Here is a 21,001-nt window from a genome sequence, read left to right as displayed (position 1 = left end):
TTGTCCTCATTCGGGGTCTATGACTACCTCTTCCTTTGAAATATGGGAAACATTGTCCTCATTCAGGGCCTATGACTACCTCTCCCTTTGAAATATGGGAAACATTGTCCGCATTCAGGGTCTATGACTACCTCTCTCTTAGAAATATGGGAAACTTTGTCCGCATTCAGGGCCTATGACTACCTCTCCCTTTGAAATAAAGGAAACATTGTCCTCATTCACCACCTATGACTACCTCTCCCTTTGAAATAAAGGAAACATTGTCCTCATTCACCACCTATGACTACCTCTCCCTTTAAATTATAGGGAACATTGTCCTCATTCAACACGTATGACTACTTAATCCCATTACAACAAATTCAATCACAACATAATAATAGAACCTGCGCCAACAGTTGTCAGCGCAGGTCCTTTCTTCAAGTATTAAGCACTATAATTTTCTTTTACTACAGTTGCACAGCGAACGCAAAGTGTTGGGTGGTCTTTATCTTCACCAACTGTCGGTGTAACAACCCAGCAGCGGTCACACGTTTCGCCTTCTGCCGGTGTAACGGAGATGGCTACTCCTTCAAATTGTTGCGCAGTTTGTGGAGCTTCTTCTTTCACGCCAGCAATTTCCAATCCGGAAACGATAAATAGTTGCTGAACATTTTCTTCAATAGAGTCAAGTAATGCCTTATTTTCAGCATTCGGATATAATGTGATTTTTGCTGCAAGGGATTTACCGATAACTTTTTCGTTACGTGCAACCTCCAGTGCTTTTAACACATCATCACGAAGTGCCATGAATTTATCCCATTTTTCTTCGATTGCATCTGCACCGTCAACGGCTAATACTTCCGGCATATCAACCAGTTGTACACTTTCTTCTTTTACAAAATCAATATGTGACCATACTTCGTCAGCTGTATGAGGAAGGATTGGTGTCACAAGTTTAGTAAGAGCAAGCAATGTCTCATAAAGAACGGTTTGGATGGCACGGCGGTCATGCTGATCTTTTCCTTCGATATAAAGGATGTCTTTAGCAAAATCAAGGTAGAATGAACTCAATTCAATCGTACAGAAGTTATGAACAGCATGATAGATACCAGCAAACTCATATTCTTCATAGGACTTTTTCACTTTCGTGATTAAGTTGTTCAGTTTGACCATCATGTAGCGGTCTACTTCACGAAGATCCTTCATTTCTACCGCATTTACGGTCGGATCAAAGTCAGCAAGATTACCAAGCAGGAAGCGGAAGGTGTTACGGATTTTACGGTACACTTCAGCTACTTGCTTTAAGATGTTATCAGACACTCGAACGTCAGATTGATAATCAACAGAAGCAACCCATAGACGAAGAATATCTGCACCAAGTTGGTTCATTACTTTAGAAGGAAGAACGACGTTACCTAGTGATTTACTCATCTTGCGCCCTTCTCCATCAAGCGCGAAACCGTGACTCAAGATTCCTTTGTAAGGAGCTTTGCCAGTTACAGCTACACTTGTTGTAAGGGAAGAGTTGAACCATCCGCGATATTGGTCAGAACCTTCCAGGTAAAGGTCAGCAGGACGTTGCAGGTCATCTCTTTCTTCTAGAACTGATTGATGGGATGAACCGGAATCAAACCATACGTCCATGATGTCCATCTCTTTAAAGAAAGTGCCATTTGGACTTCCTTCATGTGTGAAACCTTCTGGAAGCAAGTCTTTCGCTTCTTTTTCAAACCAGATATTAGATCCATGCTCTCTGAACAAAGCAGATACATGATCGATTGTTTCGTCTGTGATAATTTCCTGTCCGTTTTCTGCATAGAACACTGGAATTGGAACTCCCCATGCACGCTGACGGGAAATACACCAGTCTCCACGGTCACGTACCATGTTGTATAGGCGAGTTTCACCCCATGCTGGCACCCATTTAGTTTCAGCTACTGCTTCAAGCAATCTGTCTCTAATTTTATCGATGGAAGCAAACCATTGTGCTGTTGCACGGAAAATGGTCGGCTTTTTCGTACGCCAGTCATGTGGATAGGAGTGCGTGATAAAGTTCAGCTTTAAAAGTGCTCCTGCTTCTTGTAGTTTTTCAGTGATCGGCTTGTTAGCTTCGTCATAGAAAAGCCCTTCGAATCCTGGTGCTTCATCCGTCATATTTCCTTTTGCATCAACCGGACACAATACATCAAGGCCATATTTCTTTCCGATGATGAAGTCATCTTCCCCGTGACCTGGCGCTGTGTGTACACAACCTGTTCCAGCGTCTGTTGTTACATGATCACCTAGCATTACCAATGAAGTGCGGTCATACAATGGATGTTTGGCCACTACATGCTCTAATTCTGCCCCTTTAAGTGTTTTCACAACTTTTGCATCTTCCCACTCAAGTGTGCTAGATACAGTTTCCAAAAGTTCTGCAGCGATGATGAACTTGCTGCCGTTTACTTCCACAACACTGTAATCTAGATCAGCATGCACAGCAATTCCAAGGTTAGCAGGAATAGTCCATGGAGTGGTCGTCCAGATGATGAAGCTTTCAGATCCATCTAATACGCCTTTTCCGTCTTCTACTTTAAAAGCTACATAGATGGAAGGAGAACGCTTATCTTGGTATTCGATTTCCGCTTCTGCTAGTGCAGATTCACTAGAAGGAGACCAATAAACAGGCTTTAATCCTTTATAGATTAGTCCATTTTTCGCCATTTCTCCGAACACTTTGATTTGCTGTGCTTCATATTCAGGTTTTAGTGTGATATATGGATTGTACCAGTCTCCTCGTACACCAAGTCGCATGAATTGTTCACGCTGACGGTCCACTTGGTCATAAGCATATTCTTCACATAATTTACGGAAGTCTGCTACAGACATTTCTTTGCGTTTTACTTTTTTGTTCTTTGTAAGGGCTGTTTCAATCGGCAATCCGTGAGTATCCCAGCCAGGAACATACGGGGAATGGTAGCCACTCATAGATTTGTAGCGGACGATGAAGTCTTTAAGGACTTTGTTAAGTGCGTGACCCATATGGATGTCTCCGTTTGCATATGGAGGCCCATCGTGCAATACGTACATGGGGCGGTCTTTTGTGCGTTCTTGCACTTTTTTGTAGATGTCCATCTCGTCCCATTTTTGTTGTTGTTGCGGTTCGCGGTTTGGTAGGTTGCCTCGCATTGGGAATTCAGTTTTAGGCATTAGTAAGGTATCTTTATATTCCATGGTCTTTCCTCCAACTTTCTCATTATTGTTTTTTCATAAATAAAGGTTCTGTTAACTACCGCTGTTGATTTCCGAACTGGTCTTCACTTTCCTAGGGGCTGATGACTTTCTCGGCTTCCGCCTGGAGGTCTCCCTCAGGAGTCTTCGCCATGTGCTACAATCAACAGCTAGAAATCTTAAAGCAAATAAAAAAATCCCCTCATCCCATGAAAGGGACGAGAGGATCTCCCGTGGTACCACCCTAAATTGACAAACTGCTTGGTTGCAGTTTTAGTCCACTTTAGCATTCGTAACGTGAATGTGACGACAAGACTTAGAGGCAATGAGCGTTCAGTCCCGTGCTCTAGGGTGATCTTCATTTCTCTCCTTATACCGAGCTTTCACCATCCCCGGTTCGCTATTATAAGAGGTAAGAGAAACTACTGTCCCTATCTACGCTTTAATTAGTTTATAAAAATAAGTGCATGTATTTATTGTATGAAAAAACTTTGATTTGTTTCGTTATTATACTGAATATAACCTTATATCGTCAAGGTTATACTCCACTTTCTTCTAATTCTTTATCTTTTTCTTCATATTCCATCAAGTGTTCCCAATCATCATTGTCAATCAGCTCTAGCTGCGCTTCCACAAGCATCTTGAAACGGTTGCGGAAAATCTTTGATTGTTTCTTCAATTCATCTATTTCCACTTGAAGCTTTCTTGACTTCAATAATGATTCATTTATAATACGGTCTGCGTTCTTTTCCGCTTCCTTGATAATCAGTTTTGCTTCTTTCTGAGCATTTCTTCTGACATCTTCTGCGGATTCTTGTGCCACTAGAATGGACTTATTTAATGTTTCTTCAATCGTGTTAAAATGAGATAGTCGGTCATTCAATTCTTTGACCTTTTCCTCATGCTCCTTCTTTTCACGTAGAATCATCTCATAGTCCTTGATGACCTGATCAAGAAATTCGTTTACTTCATCCTCATCGTAGCCACGAAAAGCCTTATTAAACTCTTTATTATGAATATCAAGTGGTGTTAAGGGCATTGATGCCACCTCCATTAAAATCTCTACTGTTACATAACATTATTCGACATACTCTCTTTTTTTCCTGCCAAACAAGAAATTATTTTTGTTTTCCTACAATAATTCTCCATTTGTCTTTCTTGGTTTTTCCATCTACCGTTAAAAATTTGCTTCTTCCAAATCCTCTTACAGAAAGGATGTCTCCTTCCTGGCATTCAAAAGATGTCTGCTCGACAAGCTTCCAGTTAATCTTCACCTTCTTAGCACCAATCAATAATTGCGCCTTTTGTCTGGAAAGATTGTAGATGGACGCTATCATAACATCCAAACGTAAGGAAGCAGCTGTCGTTGAAGCTTCGTCCCAGCTTGTTTCGATTGATTTTAGAGACTCAAAAGGTATCTTATTTAAAGACACTTTGACTTTGCCAACTTCTTGTAGCTGCAACTCAACAAAGGCACTTACTTCTGCGCTCAGTACAACTTGAATAGTGGTATCGTGAAAAAAAATATCCCCAAACTTACTTCTTTTAAGTCCAATCCCCATTAAAGATCCTAGAACTTGACGATGTTCCATTTTCACAAACTTTTCAGGGTAAGAAAGATCATAAGCTTTTAATTGGAAATCTTCTGCAGTTGGTTCGAGGTAGGGAGGATACAATAGGGCACGTTTTCTTTCGGCACCATTTGTTCCTCCATGGAAAGCAAGCTTTACCTCCTCATTATTTCCTACTACACTTTTGACAATTTCCTGCTCACGAGGGTCAAGGAAATCCGTAAGTTTTGAAGCATACTGTTCAATTACAGTGTCCTTCCATTCCAATACTTGGTCGATAAAATCATGCTCTTCTTGACGAAAATGTTGATAAATACTCATCCTATCACTCTACTCTTACAAAAAGATAAGAAGGGAAACCCGTTAAAGTTCTATCGAGATTCCCTACTTTTACTATTAATATATACCTATCATACGAAACAAAGCTGCAAGCCCTAAAACCGCATATCGCAATACGAAAATAGCGACAATTGGAGAAATGTCAATCATTCCTAGTGGCGGGATGATGCGGCGAAACATGTCAAGGTATGGTTCACATATTCTTCCTAAGATCCTACCAAAGGATGACTCCCTTGCTCCTGGAAACCAAGACATAAAAATATAAATGATTAAAGCTATAGTATATATAGTAACTAGTTGGTTAAGTAAATTAAAAAATACTACCATAAACGTCTACCACCTCTTGTCTGTATATTCTTCCTGTTCTTGCTGCATAATCTCTGAAATGGACCCAGATACATCCACATTGTCTGGCGTGCATAAAAAAATGTTCTGTCCAATGCGTTGTATATCTCCACCAATCGCATATACCGTGCCACTTAAAAAGTCTACGATTCGCTTAGCCTGATCCATGTCAATCCGCTGCAAGTTGACGATGATTGCACGGCGGTTCTTTAAATGGTCGGCAACGTCTTGTGCTTCCGAATAAGATCTAGGTTCATAAAGAACCACTTTGGATGTCTTCTGAACACTTTGCAGACTTACTACATTTTGTCTTGAAGCAGGTTGAGTAGTCCCCGATCTTGTTCTTCTGGTCTCTTCTACCATTTCTTCTTCCTCGTAGACTTCCGATTCTTTGTACTCATATTCTTCATCATCTAAGGCGAAAAAACTTTTGAATTTTGATTTTATCGTCATACCTTACACCTCCAAATTATTGTTCGTTTCCTACAAGGGCACTTCCGATTCGGACGAATGTTGCACCTTCTTCAATGGCAATCTTGTAGTCATTGGACATCCCCATGGACAATTCTGTACATGGCGCAAACGGAAGGTTCATCAATTGAATTTCTTGTTGAAGAGACTTCAATCCGCGGAAGCAGTTTCGTAAGATTTCTTCTTCCTCTGTAAAAGGAGCCATTGTCATTAATCCGACAATTTGAATGTTATGGAAGTCTGACAGCGTTTTTACAAAGCCCGGAACTTCATCCGGCTTTAGCCCGTGTTTTGAATCTTCTCCTGACACGTTTACTTGAACAAAGCATTTAATGATTTTTTCTGCCCTTTTATGTATTTCTTCTGCTAGGGATTTGCGGTCCAAGGAGTGAATATAATCCACTTTATCAATGATATTTTTTACTTTCTTAGTTTGTAAAGTGCCGATGAAATGCCACGTTGCTTGTTTAGATATCGCATCCCATTTTTTTAGAAAACCATCATCACGATTTTCCCCAAGATGCGCTACACCTGCTGTAACAGCCTCTTGAGCCCGCTCTGTTGATACATATTTTGTAACAGCAATAATCTTTACCTCTTCTACTGAACGATCTGCCCGGCCGCAGGCATCTCTTATATTTTGCTTAATTTCGGAAAGATTTAACAGGACTGATTGTTCGTTCATTAAAAATCCGCACCTTTCAAACCAATAAAACTCATCATTCTTCCTGTTTTCCCTTTATCCCGACGATGGGAAAAAAATAAGGATTCATTAGAGCTTGTACAAAACGAGCTGCAAAGGATGTTTTTCTCCTTCACACCAGCTTGTAAAAGAAGTTCATAATTGACTCTTTTAATGTCAAGAGCATACTGCCCGCTAGAAATTTCTTTCATGTATGTTCCCTTTTCTACATCAGGAAGGGCATCCATTACTCTATTTAGAACATGGTCATCCACAATGTATGCCTGTGCAGAAATAGCAGGACCAATGGCAACTTGAATCGTATCAATGGTAACGCCATCTTCCTTCCATCGATTAATCATGTTGCCGGCAATATTACTAACGGTGCCTTTCCAGCCGGCGTGAGCAATTCCAACGAGAGAATGTTCCTTGGAATAAAAGTACAATGGCACACAATCAGCAAAACATAGTGTTAATAAAATATTTTCAATATCTGTATAAATGCCATCTGTTCCTGCCAAAGCAGTGCTGTAGGAATAGACACCTTTACCTTTATCATCGCTGTTTACTTTTATGATTTTATCTTCATGGGTTTGGTCGCATCCTACCCAATTTGTTGTGGGTATATTCAACTGGCTTGCCAAAATTTCTTTGTTTTGACAAACAGCATCCACTGAATCATTGACATGCAAACCCATATTCAATGTACTGAATTGTCCTTCACTGACGCCTCCATTTTTCGTCGTAAATCCGACTATCAAGTTAGAAGCATTCGCTTTCCAATCAGGGAGAGACAGTGTTTGTTCCTTTTCCAGAACAAATGGCTCCGTCATTTATGACACCTTCTTTATTCTTACACTAATATTCTTTCATATTGTACCACATTTTTCTACTAACTTTGAATATTATTGGCCCTTTCGACAGTAATTTTCGCGCATCATTCTTCATAGGTGGTTTCTACTTTTGTTTGATAACGCACAAGAATTACATCTGCACCGATTTTGACGATATTTCGCCAAGGAATAACAACCTCCTCATCCTTTCCAAAAAAACCTAACATTTTCCCTCCACCGGTAATGATGATGGCCTCAATTTTTCCATTTGTTAGATTTATATCTATATCCCCAATGTTACCAAGTTTCTTTCCATCTGAGACACTTACCACATCTTTCATTTGAAAATCAGATATTTTTACCATGTCCATTCCCCCATTTTAACTATCATACTTAACTATATGATAGTTGCATCAAACTTCATGAGGAGAAAAGAAAAAAGTTTTGTTACATACATTAACTTGTCCAAAAAAAAAGAACCAGTGATCCATCTAAGAGGAGGATCCTGGAACTTTTATTTGTATATTTTCCTGCATTAGCTTTGAATATTCTTATTCATCTGCTTGATTGCTGCCTTTTCCAGGCGAGAAACTTGAGCTTGCGAAATTCCGATTTCATCAGCAACTTCCATCTGTGTTTTACCTTGAAAGAAACGTTTTCTCAAAATGAGTTTTTCCCTGTCATTCAGGCGTCTCATTCCCTCTTTTAAAGCAATCTCTTCTATCCATTGAATATCTTTGTTTTTCTCATCACTAATTTGATCCAAAACATAGATAGGGTCTCCCCCATCATTGTAAATTGGCTCAAACAATGAGACAGGGTCTTGGATGGCATCAAGGGCAAAAACAATTTCTTCATGTGGTACTTCCAAAACTTTTGAAATCTCTTCTGCTGTTGGCTCTCTGGATGTTTCACTCATTAATCTTTCTCTCACCTGCAGTGCTTTATAAGCGATATCACGTAACGACCTTGAGACTCTAATTGGATTATTGTCTCGAAGGTATCGTCTGATTTCTCCGATGATCATCGGTACTGCATATGTAGAAAATTTAACATTCTGACCTAAATCAAAGTTATCAATAGATTTCATCAATCCAATACATCCTACTTGAAATAAGTCATCGACAAATTCTCCACGGTTGTTAAACCGTTGAATAACACTTAATACAAGCCTTAAATTACCATTCACAAGCTTTTCACGTGCAGAAAGTTCACCGCTTTGCATTTCACGAAACAACTTCCTCATTTCTTCATTTTTCAAAACAGGAAGCTTAGAGGTGTCTACTCCACAAATCTCTACCTTATTACGTGTCATTCTTTCCCCTCCTAACAGGAGTTGCTGTTCAGAGTTAAGTATCTCCTCAGGAGGGAAAAATATGCATATGCAAAAATTTATCTATTCTGACAAATAATTACAATCCTTATCAACACTAGAGTTATTATATAAAAAATTTTTTTACACCATTTTGTTAAATTCTTTCCTGAGCCTCTTAATAATGCGTTTTTCTAGTCGGGAGATATAGGATTGCGATATTCCAAGCATATCGGCCACATCTTTTTGTGTTTTTTCTTCGCCGCCAATAAGACCAAAGCGTAATTCCATGATTTGCTTTTCTCTATCATTTAGTTGTTCTAGGGCTTTGAGCAGTAGCTTTCGATCTACATTGGCTTCTAAATCTTTTGTAATAATGTCTTCTTCGGTACCCAGCACATCAGAAAGCAACAATTCATTACCATCCCAGTCAATATTTAATGGTTCATCAAATGATACTTCTGAACGCACCTTATTATTTCTGCGCAGATACATTAATATTTCATTCTCAATACAACGGGAAGCATATGTTGCTAATTTAATCTTCTTTTCAGGATTGAACGTATTTACAGCTTTTATCAGCCCAATGGTTCCTATACTGATTAAGTCTTCAATATTTATACCTGTATTCTCAAACTTTCTTGCGATGTATACAACAAGTCTCAAGTTTCGTTCAATTAAAATAGATCGTGCTGCCTGGTCACCATTAGGCAATTTGATGAGAAGGTGAGCCTCTTCTTCTTTTGATAAAGGTGGAGGCAGTGCTTCACTTCCACCGATGTAATAAATTTCATCTGTCTTTAATCCTAATTTGATTAATAATTTATACCATAAATAAGTCAACTTAATCTTCAGTTTCCCCAAGATAATTCCTCCCTTTTTTCTCTACTTGTGTATGTTGTGCGTATAGAATTATGAAACCTGCTCAACCACTTCTCCCTGTAGCATTTTTGGGTGGAGGATACATACATAATCACCTTCCGAAGAGAGGGTTGTTTTGGTCAGCCCAAGAAGAAATTTTTTTGTTTCATACTGTTTACCATCGTGATGAATGACTGCTTTGTCCGGCTTTATTGCAAGCATCAAACTGGTACTTTTTCCAACTGCCCGGTATGGGATGATCCTTATTCTATCCACCCACTTAGTTTCCTCTGAAAATGTTGGCCAACCTTGAGTTTGTTCAATGGAATCCATAGCTTGTATTATTTCTGGAGGGATAAATGCTTGAAGAGAGTCCACCTCCACAATCATGACAGGAGTTTTGGTAATCGGATCTAATAGCTGGTTACCACTGTCCAAAAGTCCAGGTAACGAAATCACTTCCTTTTCTACAGTAATGGTGATATTGGCCAGTTGGTCATATTTGAATTTTCTTGTTTCTACCGCATGGAATTGCTTTTTTGATAAGAATAAAAGTACTGGGAAACCGATGAGGACAAACATCCATGAGACAGGATCTCCAAGTCCGCTTGTCAAACTTTGAATCGTGTCATTGGCAAAACGTTGATCCACTTGCAAGGCGTAATGTACGGCAAGCATGCCTCCGCCTACAGAAAATGTAGTAACATAGAATACCATTAGGTTTTCTAGAAAAACCCTGAGCCTATGAAACCCGAAAGCAGCGAGAATAATCGTGAGGGAGAAAAGCATTTTAACGAATGGATTTGCAACAATTGACTGTAGTGGGGTAAACATGAGAACGACAATTAATGAACCCAAAAATGCCCCCAGCATTAGTCTCCAAGAAACCATTTTCCTCTTCAGGACGATACCGGTAATCTTTAAGAGCAGGAAATCAAACCCAAAATTCAAGAGCCAGATCGCATCTAAATATACGGTCAAGTTTAGTCCCTCATTTATACCTTTTTATGTTTGAAACTAGTATAAATCACTACTATTAGAAAGTCTGTCAGTTCCTGCCGATGGTAGATTACAATTTTTGAAGGTTTTTTTGCTTATTTGTCGGAGGGGATAATTAGAGATAGGAAAGATGTTGAGAAGTAATTTTGTTTGGTTTAACACCTCTGTTCCTTTCCGCAAATTGCTTCGCTTTCCTAGAGGCACTGCTGGAGCCTCCTCGGCTACTCCTGAAGCCACTGAAAAAGACATTGATTTTGAAATTTCACTAAACACCGCTGTTGATTTCCGCAAATGGCTTCGCTTTCCTAGGGGCACTGTTGGAGCCTCCTCGGCTACGCCTGCGGGGTCTCCACCTAGCGCTAGCTCCCTCAGGACAAGGAAGGCTTCGACAGCGATTCATCGCACGAAGAAAATGCGTAGCATTTTCGAGGAGTCTTCGCCTTTTGCTACAATCACCAGCTAGGAATCATAAAAAACTTTACGTTGGCCTCCTTCGTTGCGGGGTCTCAATCTACCGTTGCTCCCCCGCGGGAGGAAGGGACAGGTGAGACCCCGGAGGCTTAAGCCGAGGAGGCTCATGGACCGCCCGCAGGCAAGCGAAGCGCCTTGAACGGAAATCAACCGTACCTATACTTCTTTAATAATAAAAAAAGCACCAAACCATTTTAACTTTCAATGGTTGGGTGCTTTTGGTTTAAGTCTGCAGCTAATGAGATTAGCGGCGGCGATTTCTGTTACGTAGGAAAGTTGGGATATCCAACGTTTCTTCTTGTTGCTGAGATTGTTGCTGGCGACGTGGCTCTTGTTGTTCTTGTTGCTGATGAACCGGCTCTTCACGTCTAACTTCGCGTTGCGGTTGTTGCGGCTTTTGCGCCGGAGCTTTTTGCGCCCCGAACACTGGACGAGCACCTTGTTTAGTATGATTGATTTCTGCTTCACTGAAACCTGTAGCGATAACCGTAACAACGATTTCGTCTTTAAGGTTTTCATTGATTACAGAACCAAAAATCATGTTTACTTCTTGATCAGAAGCGGATGCCACGATGTCTGCAGCTTCCTGTACTTCATACAAGCTTAAGTTAGTGCCACCTGTAATGTTCATTAATACACCTTGAGCTCCGTCAATAGAAGTTTCAAGTAGTGGAGAAGATACAGCTTTTTTCGCTGCTTCTGCTGCACGGTTCTCACCAGTTGCAACACCTATCCCCATTAATGCGGAACCTTTGTTGGACATGATTGTTTTCACGTCTGCAAAGTCTAGGTTGATTAGTCCTGGCGTAGCAATTAGGTCAGAGATACCTTGTACACCTTGACGAAGAACGTTATCCGCTTCACGGAACGCTTCTAGCATTGGTGTATTTTTGTCCACGATTTCAAGTAGACGGTCATTTGGAATGACAATTAGCGTATCTACTCCTTCTTTCATGGAAGCGATACCGCCAGCTGCTTGAGTAGCACGCTTACGGCCTTCAAAAGTAAACGGTCTTGTAACAACACCAACAGTCAATGCACCAAGATCGCGAGCAATCTGTGCAATAACTGGAGCTGCACCAGTACCGGTACCTCCGCCCATACCAGCTGTGACGAATACCATGTCAGCACCTTTAAGAACTTCTTCTAATTGTTCTTTACTCTCTTCAGCAGCTTTTTTTCCTACTTCAGGATTTGCCCCTGCTCCAAGACCACGAGTAAGTTTTCCTCCGATTTGCATTTTCACTTCTGCTTTTGATAGGTTAAGAGCTTGAGCATCTGTGTTAACCGCGATGAACTCTACCCCTTGAACACCATGCTCTATCATACGGTTTACAGCGTTGTTACCGCCTCCACCAACTCCGATTACTTTTATGGTAGCTAATTGATCGATACTGTTATCAAAATCTAACATGACTGTTCCTCCTATTTCTCGAAAGTACTTGCAAGCTAAAGCTAGTAAGTGTACAAACAACGCTGTTGATTTCCGCACTCGGCTTCGCTTTCCTAGGGGCTGACAAGTGCCTCCTCGGCCAGCCTGCTGGGTTTACACCTAGGCCTATCACCCTCAGGAGTCTTCGTCCTGTGCTCTTATCAAAAGCTATGTTACCTTAACTCATTTCTTTGACTTTAGACCTTATTCAAAGAATAGTCCGAAGAATTTTTTTACTTTGTTGCCTACTTTTTCTTCTTCGTTTACTGGTTGCTTTGCCTGCTTTACTTTTTGTTGAGTTTGTTTTCCACTACGTTTTTCCGGGTATTCACTTGGTGCTGATGTAGTTTCAATTTTTCTCCCTTGCAACTTTGCATTTTTGTATGCAAATTGGATAAGCCCTACTCCTGTAGTATATTGAGGCTCTCTTACGCCTATATAATCCGGTACAGCTTTCCTTACATTATTGTTTAGAATTAATTGTGCCAATTCCAGAACTCCTGGCATGGCTACTACACCGCCGGTTAAGACGTATCCACCAGGAATCTCGCGGACACCTAATCTTTTAATCTCATGTTGCACTAACTCAAAGATCTCTTCCATTCTTGCTTCTATGATATCAGAGATTTCGAGTTGACTAAATTGTTGGTGCTGATCGCTTCCGATAATCGGTACACTGAATACTTCTTCATCGGAAGCATGGTCGTAAAAAGCATGTCCATGTTTTTGTTTGATTTTCTCTGCGTCTTCAGTGGAAGTACGTAAACCTATGGAAATGTCTTTTGTGATGTACTCCCCGCCAACCGGTAAAACACTGGTGGCCTTTAGGAAGCCATCTTCAAAAACGGCAATGGTAGTTGAGCCTCCACCAATGTCTACAAGTGCCACACCAAGATTTCGCTCATCTTTTGACAATGCGATAGATCCAGATGCAAGTGGCTGCAAGCAGATATCCGTTATTTCCAATCCAGCTTTCTCTACACAACGCAGTAAGTTATGTAAGACTGTTTTTGACCCAGTGATGATGGTACCTTCCATTTCTAGTCGAACACCAAGCATTCCCCGCGGATCATTAATCTCATCCAATCCGTCTACGATGAATTGTTTCGGGATACAATCAATAATCTCTCTCTCAGGAGGGATCGAGAAGACCTGTGCTGCGTCAATCACCCTAGCAATGTCCTCGTCGCCAATCTCCCTATTCTCACTCGAAACTGCTACCACTCCATGGCAATCCTGAAGTTGAACATGGTTTCCAGTGACGCCAACAACCACTCTATTAATTGGCATCCCTACCATTCTCTCAGCCTGTTCAATTGCCTTATTAATGGAATGAACAGTTTCATCTATGTCTACTATAGATCCTTTTCTTAAACCTGTTGATTTTACATTACCGACTCCAATAATATTTAAAGTATCATTCACCATTTCCCCAATGATTACTTTAACACTGGATGTACCGATGTCCAAACTGACGTATATTTCATTGCTGTTCATTCTATGGCACCTCCTTCTACTCCTAAAAAACCAAATATTTAAGAACAACACCTGAAAAACATATTATATTAGAAAGTATTCCACAAATATGATGTTTTCCCTTTTTTAAAATCATTTTTTTTCGTTTTTTTCTTTAGAAAGCGTCCATTTTGACAATAATATTCTTCTTATCACTGCAATGTTCTGAAATAGCCTTACTCCGAAAGCAAAAACTGCAGCTAAATATAAGTCTACACCAAGATGTACGCCTAGAAAAGCTAAACTTGCAGCAAGTAGGATATTGAAGAAAAAACCGGATACAAATACTTTATCATCATAATTGTTTTGTAAGTGGGCACGAATTCCACCGAACAATGTGTCCAGTGCAGCAAGTACCGCAATTGATAAATAATTGGAATATTCATCAGGTACACGTATCTCTGAATATAGGCCCAAAACAATCCCTACGATCAAACCCAGAAGAGGGAGCCACATAATCAGTTCCCCTCCTTCCCGGTTTTCACCGCTTCCATATGCTTTACGCGTATCTGCTCGTCATAAGGCGGAACGGTTACTTCATTAATGGGTGTTGAGACTTCAAGCAACAGGTTTTCTATTGCAAATTCATCCATTGCCCTTGATACTTGCAAGCGATTGTAAAGTTTTGTTGGGTCACTGATGATAACGATGATTTCAAAGTTTGCATTAGGGATCCAAGCATTGTTCACTTTCGTCCTACCATTTATTTCTCTAATAATTGTATTGCTAACAATTCGCTGATTGGCAATACTTATTTCTTCCACACCATAGGAATTTAATTCATTCACAAATCTTCTGAGGAGATCTGCAGATATGTTTTCTTGTATGTTTCCTAGGACATCTTCATCAAACAATGGTTTGACAGTCATCTTTATGCCCGGTCCCTTCATTTCTGTTAACCCTGCTTCGACTTTTAGTTCTTCTAACGTTTCCCGAACGATAGTCTCTTTAGAGGCATCACGTTCTTTGGAATAGTCTTGAAGTATTTTGTCATACTTTCTAATTTCAAGAATAATCTGTGATTGTATTTCTTGCTCACGATTCAAATCGCTCCTAAGTTGCCATGTATCACGTGTATCACGAATAATGGGCTGCTGAACAGTTTGAAACTGAATGGCAATCATCAATCCAACTATAATTGTAATAATGGTAAAACTAAATTTACGCTTGTCCATCTTGAACACCTTACCTCACCACAAAGCATGCCTTCAGCCTTATCGAATAACAGGGTCAAGAACTACTTGATCTTTTCTTTGCATCTTCACTGTAATGTTATCAGCAACCAATTGATCTTTCACCCCTCCAAGGATACTGAGTGCCGGAATGAGCACATCGGAATCACCTATGGCAGTTATGACGAATGGCGCAGGATATTGATTTCCATCAATGGTTATAACAGGACCATTGCAAATAATATAGGAGTCTTTAGTAATTCTTTGTCCGTTTATGGCTATTCCTGCAGCACCTGATATAAACAGTTCATTCATTACCTTGAAAACATGACTTTCGTGCACAATATAATTATTGATATTCTCCTCAGAAGGAACATAAGAAGCGTCCGCCAATGTCACTTCTACGCCTTCTCCTTGGACTTTGACATTACCATTGAACATACGAAGCTTTTCAACATCTTCTACCAGATTGAATAACAGCTGTTCGCCATCTGCAAGTTCTTCTTCTATGGTTTGAATTGCCTCTTGTTTTTCTTGTAGCTCATTTTGTAATTCAAGGTTTCGTTCTTCTGTCCTTATTAAAGTTTCTCTGATTGCTCTATCACGTTGCCATTGTCTGTCAGTACCTACGACTTCTTCCTCGTTTGTTAGTTGGAACGAGTAAGAGACGATAAAGCCAAGGACTAGACAAACAAAGGACAAGACAACATGTTTACCCGTCACTTTCATCTGTTTCTTCCTCTTTCCCTCCACCATTTTCGTACGGCTTGAAGAATGTACCCACTTCCAAATTGATGACACCTTTAACTTCTGGATCCAACTGTTCTACAATAGAAGGGTAGGCAGCCATCTTCTCTGAGAAATCTCTAACCGTTGCACTCACTTCAAAACCGTCATTCATGAACATGGTAATATGATAAGGGTCGATATCGGTTGGAGTATGATGTATTTCAGAAATGGAGTAAATGATGGATTCAGGTAATTTTATTAATTCAACAATAAAATTCTCCACCATTTCACTGTTTTTCCAATTAAGCATGAGTGGTGCATCATCAGGCAAAGAATCCTCTTCATCAAGAACAGAGAGCATTTTACCGTTTTCCATAACTGGATAATAATTTCCATTTTCATATATATATGCGATCCGCTTATACTCATCTATCAAAATCTCAACATTGTTTGGAAAGTTCCTCTGAACTTCAACTGAGGCAATTTCCTTGTGTTGTTGAATAAGTTCAGCTACTTTTTCTTCGTTTACACGCCAGATGCTTGTCTCTTCTGTCACACCACTTAATGTTATGACTTCCTTATCTGTGACATGTAAATTTCCGTTTACCGTTATGCCAGAAACCTTACTAAGTGGAGATTGCGAGTAAATGATCAAGAACAACAGGATAAAAAATAAAGAAAGATATATTATTAATCTTCTGTTAGCCTTTTGTTTTCGCTGTTGTTTGATTTTAGGTACACGGTCTTCTAGCGTCACTACTTTCCCTTTTTCCATTAAAGACTATTTCACCCCACCGCGCCATGAAGCTACGCATGTATTATACAATGATTTTCTAGCATAATTATATCATATGTGGGGTGAAAAAAACGGAAAAAAACTACTATTTTCTTCCTATAATTTCAACTTCCGTTTCTAATTGGACATTGTATTTCTCAAGTATAGTTTTCTTGATGTATGCTATCAGGTCCAATACATCTTGAGCTTTTGCGCCATCGTCGTTTACGATAAAGTTTGCATGCATATCAGAAACTTTCGCACCGCCAATTTTGTGCCCTTTCAGCCCGGCCTTTTCAATCAACTGTCCAGCATAGTCCGGAAGTGGATTTCTAAAGATACTACCTGCACAAGGATAAGAAAATGGCTGGGTATCACGACGATAATCTTTATTTTTTTGAAGTTGGGCGACGACTTCTTCTCGATTTCCTTGTTCCACATTTAACACAGCTTCCAAACAAATTCCTGGGCGCTCTTTTTGGAGAATAGATGTCCGATAAGAGAAGTTTAATTCTTCTGCTGTTAACCACTCCATTTTTCCATCTTCAAACAAAATATGAGCCTCTTTTAATACTTTTGACATGTCAGAGCCGTGTGCGCCGGCATTCATATACACTGCGCCTCCCACTGATCCAGGGATGCCTCCAGCAAACTCCAGGCCTGTTAATCCTTTTTTACTGATGATCGTAACTAGCTTGATTAAGGAATACCCTCCTCCTACATGTACTTCATTATCTTTCCATTCAAAGTGATCCATGCCATTTCCAAGCTTAATTACGACCCCTTCAATACCAAGGTCTGATACCAATAAATTGGAACCACGGCCAATTGCTGTCCATTTGACTTTGTATTTATAAATCGTCTCCATCGTTTCTTGAAGTTTTTCCAAACTTTTTGGTTCCACCAGTACATCTGCAGGACCGCCGATTTTCATGGTTGTATGATTTGCAAGTGGTTCATTAGGTAGTACCTTGCCCACTTCTTTCTCTTGTAGTTCCTTTACTAACGCATCCATATTAAATCCTCCTAAATCCACGTTCATATAACATTTTTCATAACCTTTAATAGTAGAAAAGATAATCCTCCGGTCAAAGCGTGATGTAGGCCTATAAATAATTATTAATATACTATGCATGTTGAATTATATCGGTACACCGGCCCATCACTTCGAAGGTTTGAAGTTTGATTCATGACAATTATGTAATTCAAGTAAAAAATCGACTAAATTTACATACCCTAAAGTTCTTTATTATTAAACCTGTTATTTTGTCATTTACATTTTTCATTATTGTAGGCAGTTATTATGAAATGTAAAAGTGCAAATCTTGTTTGCACAATACATTAATAGTATATCCCTTGTTAAAGATGTGCAACGAATATTAGTTATTGTAATCAAATTTTTATTTTTTGTCATATTCTGTCCGGATATGTAATAATAAAAGCCATGATTTCATAGATTCAATACTAATTAATCTTACACATACCTTGTTGCTTTTCTTTATAAACGCTCCGCTTTCCATGGGAGGTCAGGGAGCATCCTTACTTCGTTGAAGGCCAATGAAATGTCTTTGAACGGAGCCTTCCCGGTCCTTCCTCCCATAAATAGTCTGTGCGCGTTTTCCACTACGGTCAACATAGATATTGGCTTAACTAAACACACAAAAGCCGAAACCAGGAGGATGGTTTCGGCTTTATATTAGTATTTTGCGTATCTGCTTATGTTTAGAAGGATTCCGACTGCTACTAGCATTAGCGTCAGAGAGGACCCTCCGTAGCTTAGGAATGGCAGTGTAATTCCTGTTACTGGCATTAGACCTGTTACAACTCCGACATTAATAATGACCTGAATTGCAATCATTGCGATAATTCCTACGGCCAAGAAGCTTCCATATAAATCTGGTGCACCAAGTGCAATCCTTATTCCTCTCCACAAAAGCAATGAAAATAGAAGAACAACAAGTGTGCCTCCGATAAACCCGAGTTCCTCTGCCAAAATAGCAAAAATGAAGTCTGTCTGAGGTTCAGGTAAATAAAAGAACTTCTGCCTGCTTTGTCCAAGCCCTAGACCAAGCAACCCACCTGGCCCTATCGCGTATAAGGATTGAATGATTTGGAACCCGCTTCCTAATGGATCTTCCCAAGGGTTTAAGAAGGAAGTAATACGTTTTATCCGATAAGGTGCAGAAAGAACCAGAACTACAAATCCCGCAACCCCTATTAGGCCTAACCCAACAAAGTGGCTAATTCTTGCGCCAGATACATAGATCATAACAATACAAGTACCAACCATTACAGTTCCTGTTCCTAGGTCCGGCTGGAGCATAATCATACCAAAAGCCAAAAAAACGAGAGAGAGACTTGGAACAAGCCCCTTTTTAAAGGAAGTAATTTTCTTTTGATTCTCACTTAAATATTTTGCTAGAAATGTAATCATGGCTATTTTCATAAACTCTGATGGTTGAACAGAGAAAGCACCTACCCCTATCCAACTTCGTGATCCATTCCGTTCCATCCCCACACCAGGAATTAAAACAATGACAAGCAGGAAAAAACATACCAGAATAATTAATTTTGCCCAAGTTCTCCACGTCCAGTAGTCAACATTCATGATAAAAAACATCGCTACTACACCCAATCCAGCAAACAATAGCTGTCTTTTAGCAAAGAAAAATGTATCCTGAAACTTGTAATCAGCCCACACCGCACTCGCACTGTAAACCATGATAAGACCTACCGCAAGCAGTGTCAGTGTAGTTAGAATTAATATTATGTCCGGAGTTGATCGCTTGTTTGCCAACGTGAAACACCTCTACTACAAAAATTTGGGCAGATGTTGGCTTATGGATAACGAAATGTTCATGCCAATAGCCAGAAAAAGGCTTTGTCCGTATGCTCCCCATCCATTAAGTTGGGAAGCTATCAGAACAAAGCCTCTTAAACATGTGGCCAAGCCCTTATTTAAGCTTATGCACGGCGTCTATAAAAATGTCTCCTCGTTGCTCAAATGTTTTATATTGATCCCAGCTTGCACAAGCAGGGGACAATAAAATGACATCTCCGCTCTCAGACATTTCGTATGCCACCGGTACGGCTTTTTCCACATTATCGACATGTTTTATTTGTTTTATTCCTGCTTGATGAGCTGTTCGTATCAATTTTTCGGCTGTTTCTCCGAAAGTCACTAGTACTTTGACAGTCTTGAAGTACGGTAACAGATCATCAAACTCATTTCCACGATCCAGCCCTCCTGCAAGTAATACCACATTGTTGTCAAATGCCGAGAGAGCTTTTTGAGTAGCTAAAATATTGGTAGCTTTTGAATCATTATAGAAACGTCTTCCATTAAGCTCACCAATAAACTGCAATCGATGTTTAACACCAGAAAAGCTTGTTAACACCTTTATAATCGCTTCATTACTGACTCCAATAAGTTTAACAGCTGCCACAGCTGCAAGGATGTTCTCCAAATTATGTTTTCCTGGCAACACAATTTGGTCTATTTTCATAACCTGCTCTTTTTTAAACCAAACAGAACCATCTTTTAAATACGCACCATCTACTATATTATTCGTGGAGAATGGAACAATCATAGACAGTATTCCTTCAGCAAGTTTCATCACCTGTTCATCATCAGCATTTACTACTGCATAGTCTTCTCTCGTTTGGTTCAAGAAAATTTTTGCTTTTGCTTTTCCATACTCATCCAATGTTCCATGATAATCGAGGTGGGCTTCAAAAAGATTTAAAAAGACAGAGATCTTTGGCCTGAAAAACTCCGTACCCATCAATTGAAACGACGATAATTCGGTGACCATGATGTTTTTATCCGTTGCTTGTTGAGCCACTTCTACAGAAACATTTCCGATATTACCAGCAATAAGTGGAGATTGATTATCTGCTGCTAGCATTTCATCAATTAACGTAGTAGTAGTCGTTTTCCCATTAGATCCTGTAATACCGATAATTGATGCTTCACTTATTTGGTAGGCAAGTTCTACTTCGGTAAGAACAGGAATGCCCTTTTCAGCGGCAAGTTGCACCAATGGGTTATGGTAAGGGATGCCTGGATTCTTGAATACAACATCAATCTTTTCATCAAAGATATTGGTCGGATGTCCCCCGCATACCACTTCCATTCCTTTAGATAGCAAGTATGCTGCTTGCTCGTTTCCCTCTAAAGGGCTTCTGTCATTAACAATCACTTTTGCACCTAACTTATGTAAAAGTTCTGCAGTAGCAGTTCCGCTCTTGGCTAACCCTAGGACAAGAACCCTTTTTCCTTCATATTGGCTAATTTTCTTCATA

General features: G+C 39.8%; 20 protein-coding genes and 1 other annotated feature. All 20 genes read right to left on the bottom strand.

The features are described from left to right. Positions 1–423: 423 nt before the first annotated feature. Entirely contained in the window at positions 424–3,192 is a 2,769-nt protein-coding gene (gene ileS, locus AAV98_RS12070; protein WP_060665827.1) for an isoleucine--tRNA ligase, read from the bottom strand. Positions 3,193–3,400: 208 nt separating this feature from the next. Continuing rightward, positions 3,401–3,636, bottom strand: a binding site (T-box leader). A 91-nt stretch (positions 3,637–3,727) separates the two neighbouring features. Next, positions 3,728–4,228 carry a DivIVA domain-containing protein gene (locus AAV98_RS12065; RefSeq protein WP_060665826.1) on the bottom strand — a complete coding sequence of 167 codons (501 nt, stop codon included), beginning with the start codon at positions 4,226–4,228 and terminating at the stop codon, positions 3,728–3,730. A 79-nt stretch (positions 4,229–4,307) separates the two neighbouring features. Then, on the bottom strand, positions 4,308–5,081 hold the full coding sequence (locus AAV98_RS12060; protein ID WP_060665825.1) for a YlmH family RNA-binding protein: 774 nt from the start codon (positions 5,079–5,081) through the stop codon (positions 4,308–4,310). A gap of 75 nt (positions 5,082–5,156) precedes the next feature. Then, positions 5,157–5,426: a YggT family protein gene (locus AAV98_RS12055; protein ID WP_060665824.1), complete on the bottom strand. Its 270-nt coding sequence runs from the start codon at positions 5,424–5,426 to the stop codon at positions 5,157–5,159. Positions 5,427–5,432: 6 nt separating this feature from the next. Continuing rightward, positions 5,433–5,897: a cell division protein SepF gene (locus tag AAV98_RS12050; protein WP_060665823.1), complete on the bottom strand. Its 465-nt coding sequence runs from the start codon at positions 5,895–5,897 to the stop codon at positions 5,433–5,435. A 16-nt stretch (positions 5,898–5,913) separates the two neighbouring features. Next, positions 5,914–6,600 carry a YggS family pyridoxal phosphate-dependent enzyme gene (locus tag AAV98_RS12045; RefSeq protein WP_060665822.1) on the bottom strand — a complete coding sequence of 229 codons (687 nt, stop codon included), beginning with the start codon at positions 6,598–6,600 and terminating at the stop codon, positions 5,914–5,916. Then, positions 6,600–7,430, bottom strand: coding sequence for a peptidoglycan editing factor PgeF (gene pgeF / locus AAV98_RS12040; RefSeq protein ID WP_060665821.1), 831 nt, complete (start codon positions 7,428–7,430; stop codon positions 6,600–6,602). The genes AAV98_RS12045 and pgeF overlap by 1 nt, the downstream gene beginning before the upstream one ends. Before the next feature lie 104 nt (positions 7,431–7,534). Continuing rightward, entirely contained in the window at positions 7,535–7,795 is a 261-nt protein-coding gene (locus AAV98_RS12035) for a YlmC/YmxH family sporulation protein (protein ID WP_060665820.1), read from the bottom strand. Positions 7,796–7,965: 170 nt separating this feature from the next. Then, entirely contained in the window at positions 7,966–8,745 is a 780-nt protein-coding gene (gene sigG, locus AAV98_RS12030) for an RNA polymerase sporulation sigma factor SigG (RefSeq protein ID WP_060665819.1), read from the bottom strand. A 141-nt stretch (positions 8,746–8,886) separates the two neighbouring features. After that, a complete protein-coding gene (gene sigE / locus AAV98_RS12025) occupies positions 8,887–9,606 on the bottom strand; it encodes an RNA polymerase sporulation sigma factor SigE (protein WP_060665818.1) in 720 nt (239 codons plus the stop codon). Between the two features lie 48 nt (positions 9,607–9,654). Then, the gene (gene spoIIGA / locus AAV98_RS12020) at positions 9,655–10,584 is read right to left on the bottom strand and encodes a sigma-E processing peptidase SpoIIGA (RefSeq protein ID WP_060665817.1); all 930 of its coding nucleotides are present in this window, start codon (positions 10,582–10,584) and stop codon (positions 9,655–9,657) included. A 733-nt stretch (positions 10,585–11,317) separates the two neighbouring features. After that, positions 11,318–12,487, bottom strand: a complete 1,170-nt coding sequence (gene ftsZ / locus AAV98_RS12010; RefSeq protein WP_060665815.1) for a cell division protein FtsZ — start codon at positions 12,485–12,487, stop codon at positions 11,318–11,320. A 222-nt stretch (positions 12,488–12,709) separates the two neighbouring features. Further along, positions 12,710–14,002 carry a cell division protein FtsA gene (gene ftsA, locus AAV98_RS12005; protein ID WP_060665814.1) on the bottom strand — a complete coding sequence of 431 codons (1,293 nt, stop codon included), beginning with the start codon at positions 14,000–14,002 and terminating at the stop codon, positions 12,710–12,712. 111 nt (positions 14,003–14,113) lie between these two features. Next, positions 14,114–14,476 (bottom strand): small basic family protein, encoded by a 363-nt coding sequence (locus AAV98_RS12000; protein WP_060665813.1) that lies wholly within the window; start codon positions 14,474–14,476, stop codon positions 14,114–14,116. A gap of 2 nt (positions 14,477–14,478) precedes the next feature. Then, positions 14,479–15,195, bottom strand: coding sequence for a DUF881 domain-containing protein (locus AAV98_RS11995; protein WP_060665812.1), 717 nt, complete (start codon positions 15,193–15,195; stop codon positions 14,479–14,481). Positions 15,196–15,234: 39 nt separating this feature from the next. Next, positions 15,235–15,921, bottom strand: coding sequence for a DUF881 domain-containing protein (locus tag AAV98_RS11990; RefSeq protein WP_060665811.1), 687 nt, complete (start codon positions 15,919–15,921; stop codon positions 15,235–15,237). After that, complete coding sequence (locus tag AAV98_RS11985) at positions 15,905–16,696, bottom strand: cell division protein FtsQ/DivIB (protein WP_060665810.1); 792 nt, start codon at positions 16,694–16,696, stop codon at positions 15,905–15,907. Before AAV98_RS11985 ends, AAV98_RS11990 begins: the two co-directional genes overlap by 17 nt. Before the next feature lie 106 nt (positions 16,697–16,802). After that, positions 16,803–17,711: a UDP-N-acetylmuramate dehydrogenase gene (gene murB / locus AAV98_RS11980; RefSeq protein WP_060665809.1), complete on the bottom strand. Its 909-nt coding sequence runs from the start codon at positions 17,709–17,711 to the stop codon at positions 16,803–16,805. Between the two features lie 681 nt (positions 17,712–18,392). Continuing rightward, a complete protein-coding gene (spoVE, locus tag AAV98_RS11975; protein ID WP_060665808.1) occupies positions 18,393–19,493 on the bottom strand; it encodes a stage V sporulation protein E in 1,101 nt (366 codons plus the stop codon). 157 nt (positions 19,494–19,650) lie between these two features. Further along, positions 19,651–21,000 (bottom strand): UDP-N-acetylmuramoyl-L-alanine--D-glutamate ligase, encoded by a 1,350-nt coding sequence (gene murD / locus AAV98_RS11970; protein ID WP_060665807.1) that lies wholly within the window; start codon positions 20,998–21,000, stop codon positions 19,651–19,653. Position 21,001: the final 1 nt, after the last annotated feature.

Source organism: Bacillus sp. CHD6a (assembly GCF_001293645.1).
Taxonomy (GTDB): domain Bacteria; phylum Bacillota; class Bacilli; order Bacillales; family Bacillaceae_I; genus Sutcliffiella_A.
The sequence above is the reverse complement of the archived record's forward strand: the minus strand, read 5'-3'. Positions and strand labels throughout refer to the sequence as shown.

Bases quoted from the DNA above. Each gene is read 5' to 3' on its own strand.
- AAV98_RS12055 (WP_060665824.1), bottom strand. From the start codon at position 5,426: ATGGTAGTATTTTTTAATTTACTTAACCAACTAGTTACTATATATACT.
- ftsZ (WP_060665815.1), bottom strand. From the start codon at position 12,487: ATGTTAGATTTTGATAACAGTATCGATCAATTAGCTACCATAAAAGTA.
- AAV98_RS12065 (WP_060665826.1), bottom strand. From the start codon at position 4,228: ATGCCCTTAACACCACTTGATATTCATAATAAAGAGTTTAATAAGGCT.
- AAV98_RS11985 (WP_060665810.1), bottom strand. From the start codon at position 16,696: ATGGAAAAAGGGAAAGTAGTGACGCTAGAAGACCGTGTACCTAAAATC.
- sigG (WP_060665819.1), bottom strand. From the start codon at position 8,745: ATGACACGTAATAAGGTAGAGATTTGTGGAGTAGACACCTCTAAGCTT.
- AAV98_RS12035 (WP_060665820.1), bottom strand. From the start codon at position 7,795: ATGGTAAAAATATCTGATTTTCAAATGAAAGATGTGGTAAGTGTCTCA.
- ftsA (WP_060665814.1), bottom strand. From the start codon at position 14,002: ATGAACAGCAATGAAATATACGTCAGTTTGGACATCGGTACATCCAGT.
- murB (WP_060665809.1), bottom strand. From the start codon at position 17,711: ATGGATGCGTTAGTAAAGGAACTACAAGAGAAAGAAGTGGGCAAGGTA.
- murD (WP_060665807.1), bottom strand. From the start codon at position 21,000: ATGAAGAAAATTAGCCAATATGAAGGAAAAAGGGTTCTTGTCCTAGGG.
- AAV98_RS11990 (WP_060665811.1), bottom strand. From the start codon at position 15,921: ATGAAAGTGACGGGTAAACATGTTGTCTTGTCCTTTGTTTGTCTAGTC.
- AAV98_RS11995 (WP_060665812.1), bottom strand. From the start codon at position 15,195: ATGGACAAGCGTAAATTTAGTTTTACCATTATTACAATTATAGTTGGA.
- ileS (WP_060665827.1), bottom strand. From the start codon at position 3,192: ATGGAATATAAAGATACCTTACTAATGCCTAAAACTGAATTCCCAATG.
- pgeF (WP_060665821.1), bottom strand. From the start codon at position 7,430: ATGACGGAGCCATTTGTTCTGGAAAAGGAACAAACACTGTCTCTCCCT.
- AAV98_RS12000 (WP_060665813.1), bottom strand. From the start codon at position 14,476: ATGTGGCTCCCTCTTCTGGGTTTGATCGTAGGGATTGTTTTGGGCCTA.
- AAV98_RS12060 (WP_060665825.1), bottom strand. From the start codon at position 5,081: ATGAGTATTTATCAACATTTTCGTCAAGAAGAGCATGATTTTATCGAC.
- AAV98_RS12045 (WP_060665822.1), bottom strand. From the start codon at position 6,600: ATGAACGAACAATCAGTCCTGTTAAATCTTTCCGAAATTAAGCAAAAT.
- AAV98_RS12050 (WP_060665823.1), bottom strand. From the start codon at position 5,897: ATGACGATAAAATCAAAATTCAAAAGTTTTTTCGCCTTAGATGATGAA.